Here is a 14,207-nt window from a genome sequence, read left to right as displayed (position 1 = left end):
TTTTCATCCCTTTGTTCCGGATGAGATATTCGAGCCTTCTATGAAGTACTTTTGGAAAAAGAAGAATAACAGAATAACTGGCAGCAATACCGTGACAGACATTGCCATCAAATAATGCCACTGCGTCTGGACAGTACCTTTGAAGGTTTGCAGACCAATCTGCAAGGTGTACATGCTTTCATCATTGATGTACAGCAGTGGTCCCAACAGGTCATTCCATGCACCATTGAAAGAGAAAATTGCTACAGTAATCAAAGCGGGCTTTGTCAGTGGCAGCATGATATGCCACCAGATCTGCAAATGGCCCGCTCCATCAAGTACGGCCGCCTCGATCAGTTCATTCGGAATCCCCATCATGAACTGGCGGAGCAGGAATATGAAAAAAGCACTGCCAAGAAATGCTGGAACGAGCAAAGGCAAGTATGTGTTCACCCAGCCAAGTTTTGAAAAAAGGATATATTGCGGCACCATCGTCACAAATCCGGGGATAAGCATGGTTGAGAGAACCAGTACAAATAAAGCATTCCTGCCCCTGAATTTAATTTTCGCAAAGCCATAAGCCACCAATGAGTTAACAACTACACTTCCGATGGTTCCGACGGTCGCAAGGAAAAGAGTATTCAAAGCCCAACGAGTGAAAGGCGCAGTCTGCCAGGCCTCGATATAATTGTTGAAATTGAACTCCTCAGGAAAAAACGTCGGGGGATATTGCGCAATCTCAGCAGGTGATTTCAATGATGTCGAGATCATCCACCATAATGGCAGTAAAATCAGCGTACTGCCGGCAATCAGCAACAGCGTCACAAATGTATGTCTTACCCTATCTTTGAACTTCTTAGTCTCATGAAATTTTGGGGCTGTCGTTGAACTCATTTGCCGTCACCCCCTTCATAATGCACCCATCTTTTCCCGAGCTTCATATTCACTGCCGTCAGGATCATTACAATGATGAACAACAGCCATGCCATTGCGGACGCATAACCCATGTTAAAAATCTCAAAGGCGTTGTTCCACATATGCAGATTATAGAATAATAGGGAATTTCCAGGGCCGCCACTTCCGTTTTCGGTCATTACATATGCTTCCTGGAAGATTTGGAAAGCACCAATGGTACTTGTGATGACATCAAAAAAGATGATCGGAGAAATCATTGGCAATGTGATATGATAAAACTTTTGCCATGGCGAAGCTCCCTCAATGTCTGCCGCCTCATACATTTGAGGCGATACCCCTTGCATGATGGCCAGGTATAATAGCATTCCTCCGCCAACACTCCACATTTTCATCAATAACAATGCAGGCTTGGTCCATTCAGGATCAAACAGCCAGGCCGGCCCATCAATGCCGAACCAGCCGAGCATTGTGTTCACAAGGCCAGTCGAAGGACTCAAAAGCTGCATCCAGAGAAAGTAGACTGCTACACCGGATAAGACCGCCGGAAGATAATAGATTGTCCGGAAAAACTTCATCCCCTTGATCTTCTGATTCAGCAGGACGGCCAGAATAATCGCTCCCGCAGTGGTCAATGGTACCGAGAAAACAACATAATAAATGGTATTAAAAAGAGAAGTGCGGAATAAATCGTCCATTGTAAACATGCGTTTATAGTTTTCCAAACCGATGAAATTCATTTTCGAGGTAATATTGTAATCTGTGAAACTTGCTGCCAGACTGAACAGCAATGGGCCCAGAGTCAGCCCGAGAAATCCTATGATCCATGGGGAAATGAATAAGTAACCAGCCAGATTATCTTTCGCTTTCTTGCTGAGGCCCTTACGTTGGGTTGCTGCGGCAGCTTTACGTTCACTTATTACTTTTGACCCAGCTTTTGTGTGCACTATTGTACTTTCCGATGACTTCATACTTTCCTAAACCCCCTTGTTGCATATAAATGAAAACGATAATTCAGAAAAAATAATTCAACCATCTTTTTAGTATTTTGACAAAAGAACCTTATCAAAAAGAGAAGGGCGGAATGCGCCTTCTCTTTTTCTTACATTACTTCTTCATTTTTTCAATATCTTCTTCCGCTTGCTTCAATGCTTTTTCAGGAGCTGTTTTTCCTAATAAGGCATTGTCGATGTGCGGGTTCAATCTGCTCTGATAATCTGGATACTCAACAGGTACCGGGAACATCTTTGTTTGTTCCAGATTTTTGACTGAAGCTTCATAAACCATTTTATCCGGCCCTTCGAGTTCTTCCAGAGCTGCTTCAGCTGCTTCAATATTCGCTACATTGTCATAGTTTTTGACAGCCCAATATTTCTGGGCCTCAACATCTGTCAAATATTTAATAAAGTCCATGGCTTCTTTTGGATGCTTGGAACCTTTTGGTACTTCAACGACGAAACCGCCGCCTTCTGCCCAATTCCCCGCTCCTGCTTCTTTGGCTGGAATTGGTGCAACGCCAAATTCAACATCCTGACCATAATCACGTAATTGTGTATAGAATGTGCCTACATCAACCCACATCGCAACTTTTCCTGCGATGAAAGGATTTGACTGTTCACTGCCGAATTCTGCCTGGAAAGCCTGTACTGTACTTTCACCAAGACGCTCTTTCCAATCAAGAATCCAATTTAGTGCTTCCACTTTTTTCGGAGTGTTGATTGCCAGCTCTCCATCCTCAATGAAGCCTTTGCCATCATCTGCGTTCGTCATCCAGCTGGAAGCGCCGACACTTCCCCACAGCGGATAGAATCCAACGCGATCATATTTATCGCCATTTTTCACATCTAATTTTTGAGCATATTCTTCAAGTTCAGCCCAGGTTGCTGGTGGCTTGTTTGGATCAAGTCCAGCTTCTTTGAAAGCTTTTTTGTTATAAAAAAGAAGACGCGTATCAGTATTGAATGGTACTGCGTATGTATTTCCTTCATGTTCGACTGTATCCCAAAGATGAGGATAAAACTGCTGCTTGAATGAATCATCAACATACTTGCTTAAATCCTCAACCTGCTTGTTTTCAGCACGCTGGGCAACAGTATTGATATCATTAACGATGACATCTGCTGGATTTCCTGCAGCAACGGATGCAAGGTTCTTTGTCCAAATATCACCCCATGGCAGGAATGTGTGCTTCACAAAAACTTTGTCCTGGGACTTGTTGTAATCATCAATGATTTTTTCGATGATCGGACGACGTGTTTCTGATCCCCAGAATGTCCAGAAATCAACAATGACTTTCCCGTCTTTCGTTTTTTCTGCTTCTCCGCTCTGCTCCCCTGAGCATCCAGCCAGCAAGCCGATAAGCATGGTTGCTGCAATAAGTAATGCTAGACCTCTCTTCATCTCTGATCCTCCTGTATATTCAAGTTGATTAATAAGTACAACCTCACTTTTACCACCTTTTTCGGGTCTCTAAACTTTTTTTCGATATTTTTTTAAATATAAGACAAAAGGATCATCAAAAAATAAAAAACAGGCTCAAAACTGAACCTGTTCTTCCATGTCTCTGATCATCGCAATGACTTTTTCCGACTTATCTTTTTCAATTTTGTATATACGTTGTTCTTTAATCTTTTTGATATAAACCTTATCACCGTCAATCCATAATTTGCATTTATCCGGCTTCCGGTTTTCATAAATCACCAATATATCATACGCTTGATCCAGGGATTTGACCTCCTTTACGCTGCTTTGCCCATTGAGAGTCCTATTCAGTGTCTCCATCCAGGAAGGATCATCAATAATGGTCACTCCTTTTCTAGTCAGGTTCGAGTGCAGATTAAAAAGGTCACCCGAATCCGATTTGGTGAGATACGTTATGACAGGAGCGCTTGTCGCCAAGACTTGTGCCGGATTAGAAGCAGTTTGGCCATCATATGCTGGAGTTTGGACTTCCGTAAAAAGGAATGCTGCACAGGCTAGGACCATCACAAATGTCAGGAAACTGCCTGTCCAGTGTTTTACTATGTAGTTCAGCTGTCTTCCTGGCTTTCCATTTTGGAGGATAGTATTATAGGTTTTCCTTTTTTGAATTTCCGACCTAGGTATCTGGTTTAGATTCCTGAAGCTATCTTCTAGTTCAAATGATTTCCTCAATTAGTTCCCCTCTTCTCTTCAACTCTTTTTTTAGGGCGGCCATTGCCCTGGAAGTGGTGATTTTCACTTTACTTTCGCTCCATCCAAGAATCAAGGCAGTTTCCCTAATTGAAAATTCCTTGATCTTCCTTAAAATCAACACTTCCTGGTAACTTAGCTTCAATGCTTTGATTGCTTTGTAAAGAAGCGATGTCTTTTCTCCTTTTACGATAATCTCTACCGGAGAAGGCTGACTTGATTGGATCGCATACTTGTCCAATGAAAAAAACCGCAGCCTTCTTCCCCTTCTTAAGTGGTCAATCGCCACATTCCGTGCTATTTTCACCAGCCATGTGAAAATTTGCGAGTCTCCATTAAATTGGTTAATGTTCTTGTACACTCTTAGAAAAGTTTCCTGGGTTAAATCTTCCGCGACTTCCTTCTTCCCTGTCAATAGCAACAGATAGCCGAATACCTTATCACTGTATTCCTCATATACCTTTTGGAAATGAATGTTGTAATAATCGCTCAAATTTCTCCCCCCTTTTACAAACAGTTAGACGAACAAGCACGAAAAAAGCAACACTATTTTCGGAATATTTTTAATTTATCTAAAAATAACAGGAATTTATATTTTTTTCATCGTGCTATATAACCAAAATTGTGTCCGATAATATGAAAAAGGTGCTTGAACCAATGGCTCAAACACCTTTTTATCACTAACATCGATCACTTATCGCTCAAGGCGCTTGTCGTAACTGACCAAGACGCTAGAGTATCATTAGTAGCGATAGCATGAGCAGCCGACGATAATCAAGAGGATAAACAGCACAACGATCAATACAAATCCGCTGCCGTATCCAACTCCTCCTACGCCATAGCCGCCATAACCACAGCATCCGCCATATCCGTACATTTTAAAACCTCCTATTGAAGTTCACTTTAGTAACCGAAACCCCAAGACGCTCCGATAATGATTAAAAGAATGAACAAAACAACAAGCAAAGCAAAACCTCCGCCGTAGCCGCATCCATCTGACATCGTAACAACCTCCTTTTTTTGTGTCCCTATATCCTATTCAACCCGGGACATTTGTGCAATTAAACACCAAAAAAAATACTAGCCCAATTCAATATTTAAAAAATGCCAATAAAAAAAAGAACCATGGAGGTTCTCTTTCTGCCTGTTGCTATCCAATTTTTTGCATTTGGACTTCCTCGTTCGCATACAAAAACTCATATGTAATCAACGGCTTCACCGGTATTTCCAGCCATCTTGATATTCCATTGTTCGTCAGTTTTTCCCTGTATACCGGCTTGCAGTCTTCAAGCAGGCAAATCCTCAATGTCTCAAACCCGCTTAATTCCAGCACTGCCCTTTCAATTTCCTGTCTCTCCTCCGGACTGGAAAGCACATTATCCTTTTTCGGCTCCAGCAGGACGACGATCAATTCTTTCCTCATCTGTTTCTCCAATTCCATCCTTGCAAACGCCAGTTTCTTTAATGTCCTGTTCAATTTCCACAAGTTGATTCCTGATATTTTTTTATAAATCATAATTAATGCCTCCATTTTTCCCCCAACTCACATTCTAAAAGACAATTCGTTTAAAAGTAAACTTATATTGGGGTATGGAAGAAATTCCAAGATAACTTTTGTAGAATGGAAACAAAAAAAGATCGCAATATAAGCTGCAATCTTCTCACTTATGTTAAAGATCCAGTAAAAATTTCGCATATCTCGTCATGCGATCCTTAGTCCATTTTGGGGCGGAAACCATTTTGATGTCGATATGCTCCAGGTTTTTTATCTGGTCTGTCAAATGTTCCCTAGCAGAGAGGGCGATATAGTCAGCAAGCATACAGTTCTCATTCCTGGTGGTCATCACGATTTCCACATCACGATCGTCCTTGACACTGACTTCATAGACAAGGCCAAGGTTCACAATATCGACTCCCAGCATTGGTTCTTTTACCTCTTCGAGCATTTTATAAATATCCACTTTATCCATATTGAGTACCTCCTCCCGCAAAGTCATGCCTTATAATACTTACTTATATGATAAAAGATGGTGGAAAAAATTTGGAGTTAATCACATCACATTTCATATTATTGTCATGATTAAAAGGCTAATTTGTGTCATTTCCTTACAAAAAGGTTTATTTTAAAAGAATAAATCCGCAGGCTGTAACTACTCAGCCTGCGGATTGTTCAACCGATTATTTTTTCTTTATCCTGCTGTTTTTGTAAGTATAACAGCGTCTCTTTATCGGAAGATGTGGGAAGTTCATATATGGTCTGATATTCCTCGGGTCCTTTGCCGGTGATGAGGACCCATTCACCCATCCCGGCACTTTCCCAAGCTTCCTGGATCGCAATCGTCCTGTCGGTGATTACCCTTCCCTTTTTCATCCCAAACCGTTCATTCAATTCCTTCAGCTCATTCTCCATTTCATCTTCTGAAACGCCGTTCAAGTCATCGAATGTCAAAATGAATTCATCACTCATGGCCGCAGACGTCTTTACCATATGCTCTCTCTTCGTCTTGTCCCGCTCTCCGCGAAACCCGAATATATGCTTTATCTTCACAGCATCATGTTCTTGTGCCGCATGCAGACAATATTCTATCGCGTCCTGCGTGTGGGCATAGTCAATAATGAATGTTGCACCTTCTGGATGTGAAATCATTTCGAACCTCCCCGGCACACCAGGGAACGTCTTTAATGCATCAGTGATCACATCAGGGTGAATGCCGATTTTTATTGCTGTCAAAAAGGCCATTGCAGCATTATAGACATTATGGAGACCAGGAGAAGGGAAACTTAAAGAATAGACAATCCCTCCCATCTTGACATCAAACCTTGTCGAACCATTCAGCCTGATATCCTCTATTTTCAAATCATCTGTTTCGTGATTCCCCATTGAATAGACAGGGATTTCCTTGGCACTTAATAGATCGGCCAGCTTTTCTCCCCACTCGGTCAACATGCTGACAACTGCTGAACCTTCTTGCTTCATGTAATTGTACATCAGTGTTTTTGCCTCGAAATAATCCTCAATCGTCGGATGATAATCCAGATGGTCATGGGAAAGGTTCGTGAACAATCCGTAATCCAGTTCCAATCCTTCAATACGATATTGCTTCAAGGCATGTGATGATATCTCAAGAACAACAAATTCATCATTGCTGGCTGCCATTAATTCCTGGATTTGCAAAGCATCCGGAGTAGTATTCGAAGGCTTGTACACTTCATTATTTATAATATAAGACACCGTTCCGAGCAAAGAACAGCTTTTGCCGGCATGCTCAAGAATATGCTTTAATATATAAGAAACCGTCGTTTTTCCATTTGTGCCTGTAATGCCAATCACTGTATGCTTCCTTGACGGATGTTGATAATAAGTACTTGCAGCTCTCCCTAGAGCCAGTCTGCTGTCAAATACCTGGATATACGGTACAGCAAGTTCAAGCTCATTTTCTCCAATAACGGCAGCAGCACCTTTTTCAATTGCTTCTTGAATAAACTGGTGACCATCAATTTGAAAACCAGAAATCGCAACAAACAAATCCCCAGGCTTCACCTTGCGTGAATCCATTTGTATACCTGTCAATTCAGGATCTGCATCGTTTATGTATTTTTTCAAACTGTTGCCGAGGGCTTCAAGTACTTTTGATAATCTCATTTCCAAAACTCCCTTTTTAACTGCCTATAAATTCCACATTCGGAACCTAGAAACGTATAGAATATGTCTCTTTTTATATTCCCCCAATTTCTAAAACTATGCCTCGTAAATTGTATAAGAAATCGCTTTAAAAAAAATGAGCAGAAAGGAGCAGCAAAAAAGACCGGCAATACAGCCAGCCTTTTACTGTTTTCTGGGATTATCTGTCGGAGAACTGGGACAAGTATTTCGAGTTCAGCCTGCTATGTTGCTGCAGCATAAAGGCAGATGTTGTCGAGCCTTCTTTCCGAAGGGTGTTAAGTGCCTCGATCATTTCCTTCGCCGTGCCAATTCCAATTCCATGCCCATAGTATAGCCCTTTTCCCAGAACAACCGCGTTTTCGCCTCGCCAGATGGGCATTTCGAAATCGGGATTCATGAAATAGACGACATCGCCGGGGATGAACTCACTCCCTTCCAAGGTGATGATGGCTAAATCAGGGTCATAATTCCAGTTCCATACAAGCAGCCCCCTGAATAAATAGTTAAAATCCGCCACTCTGATGGATTCAAGGACTGCTTTATAAAAAATGATCACCATTGCGGTAGAGCATTCAAACCCATACTCCTGCCCATTGTTAAAAATATCAGATATGGCATCAGACGGCCGTACATTTGGATTCAAAAGATAACCACTTGGTCCTTTTGTCCAATAAATCGGATTGAATTTAGAGTATTTGAATGAAGTGAAGGCCACCGAAGCATCTTTCAGTTTCAGTGCCGCTTCAATGATATTTTCCCTGAGCCTGATTTCAAATAGGAGCTGAAAGGTTGAATCAAACTCAAACAAAGTCAGGCTATGATCCAGATGGTCGTATATTTCCCTCTGTTTCCCAGACAGATTTTGCAGCTTTTGCTTGCCTGCAGCATCTGGAAACCGGATGATAATCATCACGCTCCCCCTCCATATCCAAATAATTAAACATACATTCTAACTATATGAAGTTTCCTGGCACAAAAGACATTGGACAGGGTGGTTAATTGGAATTCACGATTTAATTGTTTATGGTGAATACTGGTCAATTCCGTACCCCGCATTTATGAAAATCATTCGGTTGTACTTTGAGGTATTTAATGGGTGCTGCCTTTATCCATTTTGTATGAGGGCTTCCCTGCTCACAGTGGAGTTTGTTTTAAATTGGTATGAAAGGGTATTTTCAATTAAAAGGAGGTTTTATCATGCCAGAAAAAAACACAATGATGGTTCACCAGAACAGGAGAATAAGCAAGCGCACAAAAAGGATATCGAGCCTCAAAGGGATCCAGTAAAACCTCAGGAAGAGTCGAAAAATGATAAGTAGGCCTTAAGTGCGATACCCGTAAGAATTAATCAGTGAGGTGAGAAATTATGAAAAAAGATGATAAAAAGCCTATACCAGTAGATAATACTCAAAATATGGACAACCCGGAACAGTATGAAACCCGGACGAAAAGCCTCCATGATCGATACAAAAGTGAATTGACAGTAGACACGATTCCGATGGAAGACCTCAATCAGGAAAAGCAAGAAGAAAAGGACGGTCATCATACAAAGGATTCGTCCTCAAGTGAGAAGAAGTACAATGTTGATATTGATAATGAATTATAACAACAGCCCTGGGATTCCAGGGCTGTTTGGTTTATCCCTGCTAAAAAAGAGAATAGTAAGAAGGTGAACAAAAAGGAGGAAACTATATGAACCAACAACTTTTGAAGGAAAAAATCAAAGATGTTCTCGGTGAGTCAAAGGTAGGAACCCTTGCGACAGTAGTGGATAATAAGCCACACACACGCTATATGACTTTCTTCCATGAAGAATTGACAATTTACACCCCAACCAGCAAGGAAACATATAAAGCTGAAGAGATTGAAAAGAATGCCAATGTCCACATCCTGCTTGGCTACGAAGGCGAAGGAATGGGTGACGCCTATATCGAAGTGCAGGGCAAAGCTGCAATCCGGGAAGAACAAAGCTTAAAGGATAAATTTTGGAACGAAAGAATGAAGAAATGGATAGAAAGTCCAAATGATCCCGAGTTCATTATCTTAGAAATTAAGCCGGAAACAATCCGGCTGATGAATGACAATGGCGAGCCTGAAGTATTGAAATTATAAACTTCCGATGGAGAGTGGGAAAGTACCCTCTCTCTTTTTTATGTATATGTGCGGCAGAATCAAGAATTTTGTTCAAACTTTTGTTAAAAATAGCAGCATGAAAAGACTTGATATATAAATAGGATTATTGTATTCTATTGGTATAAACAATGTGAAATATTTCACAAAAGGGTATTAAAAACCAACTGCAAGTTTTATTTTTTTGCCCTTTCTTGTGAATTACTTCACAATAAACAGCCAGAAAGAAGGAAATACAGTGAAGACTCCCAAAATAGTCATATTAGGCGCTGGATATGGCGGACTGATTACAAGCCGCCAACTTGAGAAATCTCTAAGGAACGGCGAAGCTGAAGTAACATTGATCAATAAACATGATTACCATTATATTTCTACCCAACTTCATAAAACAGGTGCAGGTACTGCATCGGACGATAAAATTACATTGCATATCCCTGACCTCCTCAAGACAAATAAGGTCCAGTTCAAAAAAGGAACCGTACAAGATGTTGACTTTGATGAAAAGAAGGTCCGCCTGGATTCTGGAGATGAAATTGAATATGACTACTTGCTGATCTCCCTTGGTTTTGATGTTGCTACTTTTGGTATCCCTGGAGTAGAAGAAAATGCGTTTAAAATTAAAAGCTTCAGGAGCACTAAAGCCATCTACAACCATGTTCTCAGACAGATGGCTGCTTACAAAGAAGATTCTGATCCTTCAAGACTTACATTTGCGGTTGCCGGGGCAGGCTTTACCGGTATTGAAATGGTTGGCGAACTGATTGAAGCTTTGCCAAAGCTTTGTCGCACATATGATATTCCATTATCTGAAACAAGAATCATCAATATCGAAGCTTCTCCAACCGTTCTGCCAGGGTTTGATCAAGAAGCGATTGATTTTACAACGAATTATTTAAAGAAGAACAACGTTGAATTAATGACATCTACAAAAATACTAGAATGTTCTCCAACTTCCATTGAATTTGACAATGGAGAAGTACTTCCGTCCAGGACTTTGATCTGGTCTGGCGGTGTCCGTGGCAATACCCTCCTGGAAAAACTGGACCTGCCCATTTCAAGAGGACGCATTCCGGTCGATGAATATTTGCGGGTAAAAGGACTTGAAAATGTCTTTTGTATCGGGGATGCCGCCTTATTCATGAAGGATGAGAAAAACGCCCTGCCTCCGACTGCGCAGGTGGCCATACAGCAGGCAGAACTATGCGGCCCAAATATAATTGCCAGCCTGAGGGGTGAACCGCTCAAAACTTTCGTTTACCACCATAAAGGAACAGTAGCGTCCATTGGTAATAAGGCGGCCGTAGGAAAAGTCTTTGGTTTGAAAATCTCAGGTTCATTTGCTGCCTTAATGAAACAAGTCATCGAGGCGCGCTATCTCTTCGTGCTCGGTGGGCCTGGCCTCGTCATTAGGCAGTTCCTTAAGATTGGAAAGCCTTATTCAAAGGTTTCCACTGTCTCCAATCAAAAATAACAGACAAAAGCATCGGAGCAGTTCACTGTGAACGGTACCCGATGCTTTGTTTATTTTTGTGATGCTGTCAGTGATTTTTCCGGAGGGCGCTTTCCTCTTTTCAAATCATCAATCTTCAGTCCAAAGCGCATTTCCAAATGCGGATAATCTTTAAAATGTTTCCAATCTCCACCCCATTGAAATCCAAGGTCCTTGGCAATGGCAACTACCTCCATCCAATCAGATTTTCCGTTTCCATTCCCGTCGTAGGCAGTATCCCACAAGGCTTTACCTTGTTTATCCAATAAAGCAAAATCTATTGCGAGTCCAAAATTATGATAAGAATCCCCGCCTTTTGCATGGGTGACAATTTGGCCGTCTGCCGTCCTGCCCTTTTCATACAAAGAGTCCTGTTCCTGGAAACTCCTGAATCCATCTGTAACAATGACCCTGATTCCTAAATCAGACGCTCTTTGAATCAGAGCCTCCTTATTCTCCAAGATAACTGGATGGAGTTCCACTGGCAAGGGAACGTCTTCATTGATTTCCGGCCTGGTCAGGAACTGATAATATAGCAGGAGCACCACCAAAATCAGCAAGAAAGTAACGGATGCATTCCCAAACAGCTTTTTTTTCACGGCAAAAGTCCTTTCAGTAAGTCTTTCAGTCTATTATATTACGAATTCGAACGACATCAGGTTTCATTGATAGATAAATTGAAAAAACCTGGCAATTACTTTGCCAGGCAGCCAATTCTATTCGAACTGGTATTTCTCTAAAATACGATCAGAGACCAGCTTGTACCCTTTATCATTTAAATGGAGGGAATCACTGAAATATTGTTTTTTGTTTTTCCCTTTAAACAAATCATTGGTAGGAATGTAAACAATCCGTTTTTCGTCCTTTATCATTTTATTGATTCCATTATTCCAGTCATCAATCACAGTCTCTATTGCCTTGCTGTCAGGATATGGGTTATAAAGTCCAAGCAGCAGGATTGGCGCTTGCTCATTTTGTTCAGTCAGAATGCTGATGATGGCATTCAGGTTCTTCATATAGTCTTCCTTACCTATTGCAATTTCTTCGTGCTTAAGGTTTTTCAAGTTTCCGCCGTTGCTGTTGATCAAATCGTTCGTACCAATAAAAAGAATAAAATAGTCTGCTTCATCGAGTTCCCCTCTTATCCCGACATCAGACAGTTGGGTAAGGATCCCTGATGATTCCAGGCCATAAATTGCTTCGTTGTCAAAGTTGAATTCTTCTTTGTTCTGGTTATTTAATTTCACTTTTAATGTATCGATATAACCTGATCCTTTTTCATCTCCATACCCATACGTAAGTGAGTCGCCAAATGCAATTACCAGCTTTTCATCCTCGTCCTTTACTTGTGTGTTTCCATAAACGCTGACTGCTGCCAGCAGTGCAATTACAACAACTAGTGTTATTAGAATTCGATTGGTTTTCATGATGTTTCCCTTCTCTGTTTGTTTTCCCTTTTTCTTACCCCTTTGGTACTGTACCTGAAACCTAAAGTGTCTTCCCTGAAATTTCCTCTTGCTAACCTATGCTTTTAAATGATATATTAATCAAGCGATGAGCTGAATTGTGTAAGCCGACTGACACTCCATTATGGAAATGTACGATGTGGCGTACAGTCAGTCGCCTCAATACGCAGAAAAGACGCCCCTTGAGGCGTCTTTTCCTTTTTATCTTCTTATCGATTTTTGTAACCGTCACGATCCAAATCAGTATCATTTCTTAACTCATTGCGATTAAGATCAGTATCGTTTCTTAACTTATTGCGGTTCAGGTCAGCATCATCCACGATCCTGTCGTCATCAGCATCAAGATAAGCCTCCTCACGCTTGACACTTTCGACAACCTGTTCAGTATCAGTCACTTCCCGCTTGCCGATGACAAGTTCTTCAGAAACAACAGGTTTCTTCGTAACCTCTACTTTTTCTTCCATGATCGGTACACGGATTGTTTCATCATCTTCAATTGTAGCGTCAGTGCCAGAAGCGGCCTCATTCACATCCCGTCTTTCAATATATACTTCCTCACGGGAAACTGGAATGTTAACCTTTTGCTGGTCTTCAACTACTTCTTTGTGTACCTCTACTTCACCTGTCTGGACGCGATCCTTGGAAACATCCAGCTGTTCTTCCCTTAATTTCAATGTTTGTTCGTCCGCATCCTCATAATTTCCAGTGACTGATGTGCCCCTACCTTCATAATTTCCTGTTAATGATGTGTCCGTAGCATAGCCCTTGTCTTCAAGATCAAGGCCGGAAGCATTGGTTTCCGCTAATAGAATGATGCGGCCAGCTCGTACATCCGCTTCATATTCCCTTGCAGAGTCATCTGTCAATCCAAGCCCTACAAGACGGTCTGAAATAGATGGTTCATTGCCGCCGAGATTTCGGTCAGCATCGAATGCAGTCATCAGGCTCTGCCAGAATCCTCCTTCTTTATGATCATCATGATCTGTTCCGACAGTTTCTGCCGTTACACCTGTCCTGCTTTCTAGTGCAGTGGTAATGTCATTTGTGTCCCCAATGATGGAAAAATCCTGAACAGCATATCCATTGTTTTTATACTCTTCAATCGCTTCAATTAATTCTGTTTGATTATCGTAAACTCCAACTACTTTTTTAGCCATTTTAAATTCCTCCAATTCAATGTGAGTTACATCCGGCTGCACCGGTAGTGTATTCTTACCCTGCACGACCAACCCCTCAAACAATTTAGAACATACCAAAATTAGCCACCACCGAAAAAGCAGGGGAAGAAGAATCTTCTAAGAGATGACTGTTTGCAGGAACAAAAAGTGTCAAGCTCATCATACAGCCACGACAAGCGCTGAGCCACAACTAAATAAAAAGAAAAAAACCGGATTAC

General features: G+C 41.3%; 17 protein-coding genes. 3 read left to right on the top strand and 14 right to left on the bottom strand.

Going from position 1 to position 14,207, the window contains the following annotated elements:
* Nucleotides 1-3 precede the first annotated feature (3 nt).
* The 11 genes from M3593_RS07350 to M3593_RS07300 all read right to left on the bottom strand — a co-directional run bounded on the left by M3593_RS07350 (nucleotide 4) and on the right by M3593_RS07300 (nucleotide 8,636).
* Nucleotides 4-873, bottom strand: a complete 870-nt coding sequence (locus M3593_RS07350) for a carbohydrate ABC transporter permease (RefSeq protein WP_144474642.1) — start codon at nucleotides 871-873, stop codon at nucleotides 4-6.
* Nucleotides 870-1,862 carry a carbohydrate ABC transporter permease gene (locus M3593_RS07345; RefSeq protein ID WP_144474641.1) on the bottom strand — a complete coding sequence of 331 codons (993 nt, stop codon included), beginning with the start codon at nucleotides 1,860-1,862 and terminating at the stop codon, nucleotides 870-872. The genes M3593_RS07350 and M3593_RS07345 overlap by 4 nt, the downstream gene beginning before the upstream one ends.
* 136 nt (nucleotides 1,863-1,998) lie before the next feature.
* Nucleotides 1,999-3,291: an ABC transporter substrate-binding protein gene (locus M3593_RS07340; RefSeq protein WP_144474640.1), complete on the bottom strand. Its 1,293-nt coding sequence runs from the start codon at nucleotides 3,289-3,291 to the stop codon at nucleotides 1,999-2,001.
* A 135-nt stretch (nucleotides 3,292-3,426) separates the two neighbouring features.
* Nucleotides 3,427-4,044 (bottom strand): YhfM domain-containing protein, encoded by a 618-nt coding sequence (locus tag M3593_RS07335; protein ID WP_144474639.1) that lies wholly within the window; start codon nucleotides 4,042-4,044, stop codon nucleotides 3,427-3,429.
* Nucleotides 4,028-4,555, bottom strand: coding sequence for an RNA polymerase sigma factor (locus M3593_RS07330; RefSeq protein ID WP_144474638.1), 528 nt, complete (start codon nucleotides 4,553-4,555; stop codon nucleotides 4,028-4,030). The genes M3593_RS07335 and M3593_RS07330 overlap by 17 nt, the downstream gene beginning before the upstream one ends.
* Nucleotides 4,556-4,804: 249 nt before the next feature.
* Nucleotides 4,805-4,939 (bottom strand): YjcZ family sporulation protein, encoded by a 135-nt coding sequence (locus tag M3593_RS07325; RefSeq protein ID WP_144474637.1) that lies wholly within the window; start codon nucleotides 4,937-4,939, stop codon nucleotides 4,805-4,807.
* 26 nt (nucleotides 4,940-4,965) lie between these two features.
* On the bottom strand, nucleotides 4,966-5,064 hold the full coding sequence (locus tag M3593_RS07320) for a YjcZ family sporulation protein (RefSeq protein WP_079508178.1): 99 nt from the start codon (nucleotides 5,062-5,064) through the stop codon (nucleotides 4,966-4,968).
* A gap of 148 nt (nucleotides 5,065-5,212) precedes the next feature.
* Complete coding sequence (locus M3593_RS07315; RefSeq protein WP_186326634.1) at nucleotides 5,213-5,578, bottom strand: hypothetical protein; 366 nt, start codon at nucleotides 5,576-5,578, stop codon at nucleotides 5,213-5,215.
* Nucleotides 5,579-5,732: 154 nt separating this feature from the next.
* The gene (locus M3593_RS07310) at nucleotides 5,733-6,032 is read right to left on the bottom strand and encodes a metal-sulfur cluster assembly factor (protein ID WP_186326633.1); all 300 of its coding nucleotides are present in this window, start codon (nucleotides 6,030-6,032) and stop codon (nucleotides 5,733-5,735) included.
* A gap of 200 nt (nucleotides 6,033-6,232) precedes the next feature.
* Nucleotides 6,233-7,705 carry a UDP-N-acetylmuramoyl-L-alanyl-D-glutamate--2,6-diaminopimelate ligase gene (locus M3593_RS07305; RefSeq protein ID WP_144474635.1) on the bottom strand — a complete coding sequence of 491 codons (1,473 nt, stop codon included), beginning with the start codon at nucleotides 7,703-7,705 and terminating at the stop codon, nucleotides 6,233-6,235.
* Nucleotides 7,706-7,904: 199 nt separating this feature from the next.
* On the bottom strand, nucleotides 7,905-8,636 hold the full coding sequence (locus M3593_RS07300; RefSeq protein ID WP_144474634.1) for a protein-glutamine gamma-glutamyltransferase: 732 nt from the start codon (nucleotides 8,634-8,636) through the stop codon (nucleotides 7,905-7,907).
* Between the two features lie 456 nt (nucleotides 8,637-9,092).
* Here M3593_RS07300 and M3593_RS07295 point away from each other — a divergent pair, with 456 nt between their 5' ends.
* The 3 genes from M3593_RS07295 (at nucleotide 9,093) to M3593_RS07285 (ending at nucleotide 11,327) form a co-directional block, all read left to right on the top strand.
* On the top strand, nucleotides 9,093-9,332 hold the full coding sequence (locus M3593_RS07295) for a hypothetical protein (RefSeq protein WP_144474632.1): 240 nt from the start codon (nucleotides 9,093-9,095) through the stop codon (nucleotides 9,330-9,332).
* 86 nt (nucleotides 9,333-9,418) lie between these two features.
* Nucleotides 9,419-9,838, top strand: a complete 420-nt coding sequence (locus M3593_RS07290) for a pyridoxamine 5'-phosphate oxidase family protein (RefSeq protein ID WP_144474631.1) — start codon at nucleotides 9,419-9,421, stop codon at nucleotides 9,836-9,838.
* Nucleotides 9,839-10,094: 256 nt separating this feature from the next.
* Entirely contained in the window at nucleotides 10,095-11,327 is a 1,233-nt protein-coding gene (locus M3593_RS07285; RefSeq protein ID WP_144474630.1) for an NAD(P)/FAD-dependent oxidoreductase, read from the top strand.
* 50 nt (nucleotides 11,328-11,377) lie between these two features.
* On the opposite strand, the gene M3593_RS07280 is transcribed toward M3593_RS07285, so the two are convergent.
* From M3593_RS07280 to M3593_RS07270, 3 genes are all read right to left on the bottom strand, one after another.
* On the bottom strand, nucleotides 11,378-11,944 hold the full coding sequence (locus M3593_RS07280) for a M15 family metallopeptidase (protein WP_144474629.1): 567 nt from the start codon (nucleotides 11,942-11,944) through the stop codon (nucleotides 11,378-11,380).
* Nucleotides 11,945-12,061: 117 nt separating this feature from the next.
* Nucleotides 12,062-12,772, bottom strand: coding sequence for a GDSL-type esterase/lipase family protein (locus M3593_RS07275; RefSeq protein WP_144474628.1), 711 nt, complete (start codon nucleotides 12,770-12,772; stop codon nucleotides 12,062-12,064).
* Nucleotides 12,773-13,020: 248 nt separating this feature from the next.
* Entirely contained in the window at nucleotides 13,021-13,968 is a 948-nt protein-coding gene (locus M3593_RS07270) for a YsnF/AvaK domain-containing protein (RefSeq protein ID WP_251544040.1), read from the bottom strand.
* Nucleotides 13,969-14,207 lie beyond the last annotated feature (239 nt).

The sequence above is a fragment of the Mesobacillus sp. MER 48 genome (assembly GCF_023714225.1).
In the GTDB taxonomy this organism is placed as follows: domain Bacteria; phylum Bacillota; class Bacilli; order Bacillales; family Cytobacillaceae; genus Mesobacillus; species Mesobacillus oceanisediminis_A.
This window is presented reverse-complemented; position numbering and strand designations above follow the sequence as displayed.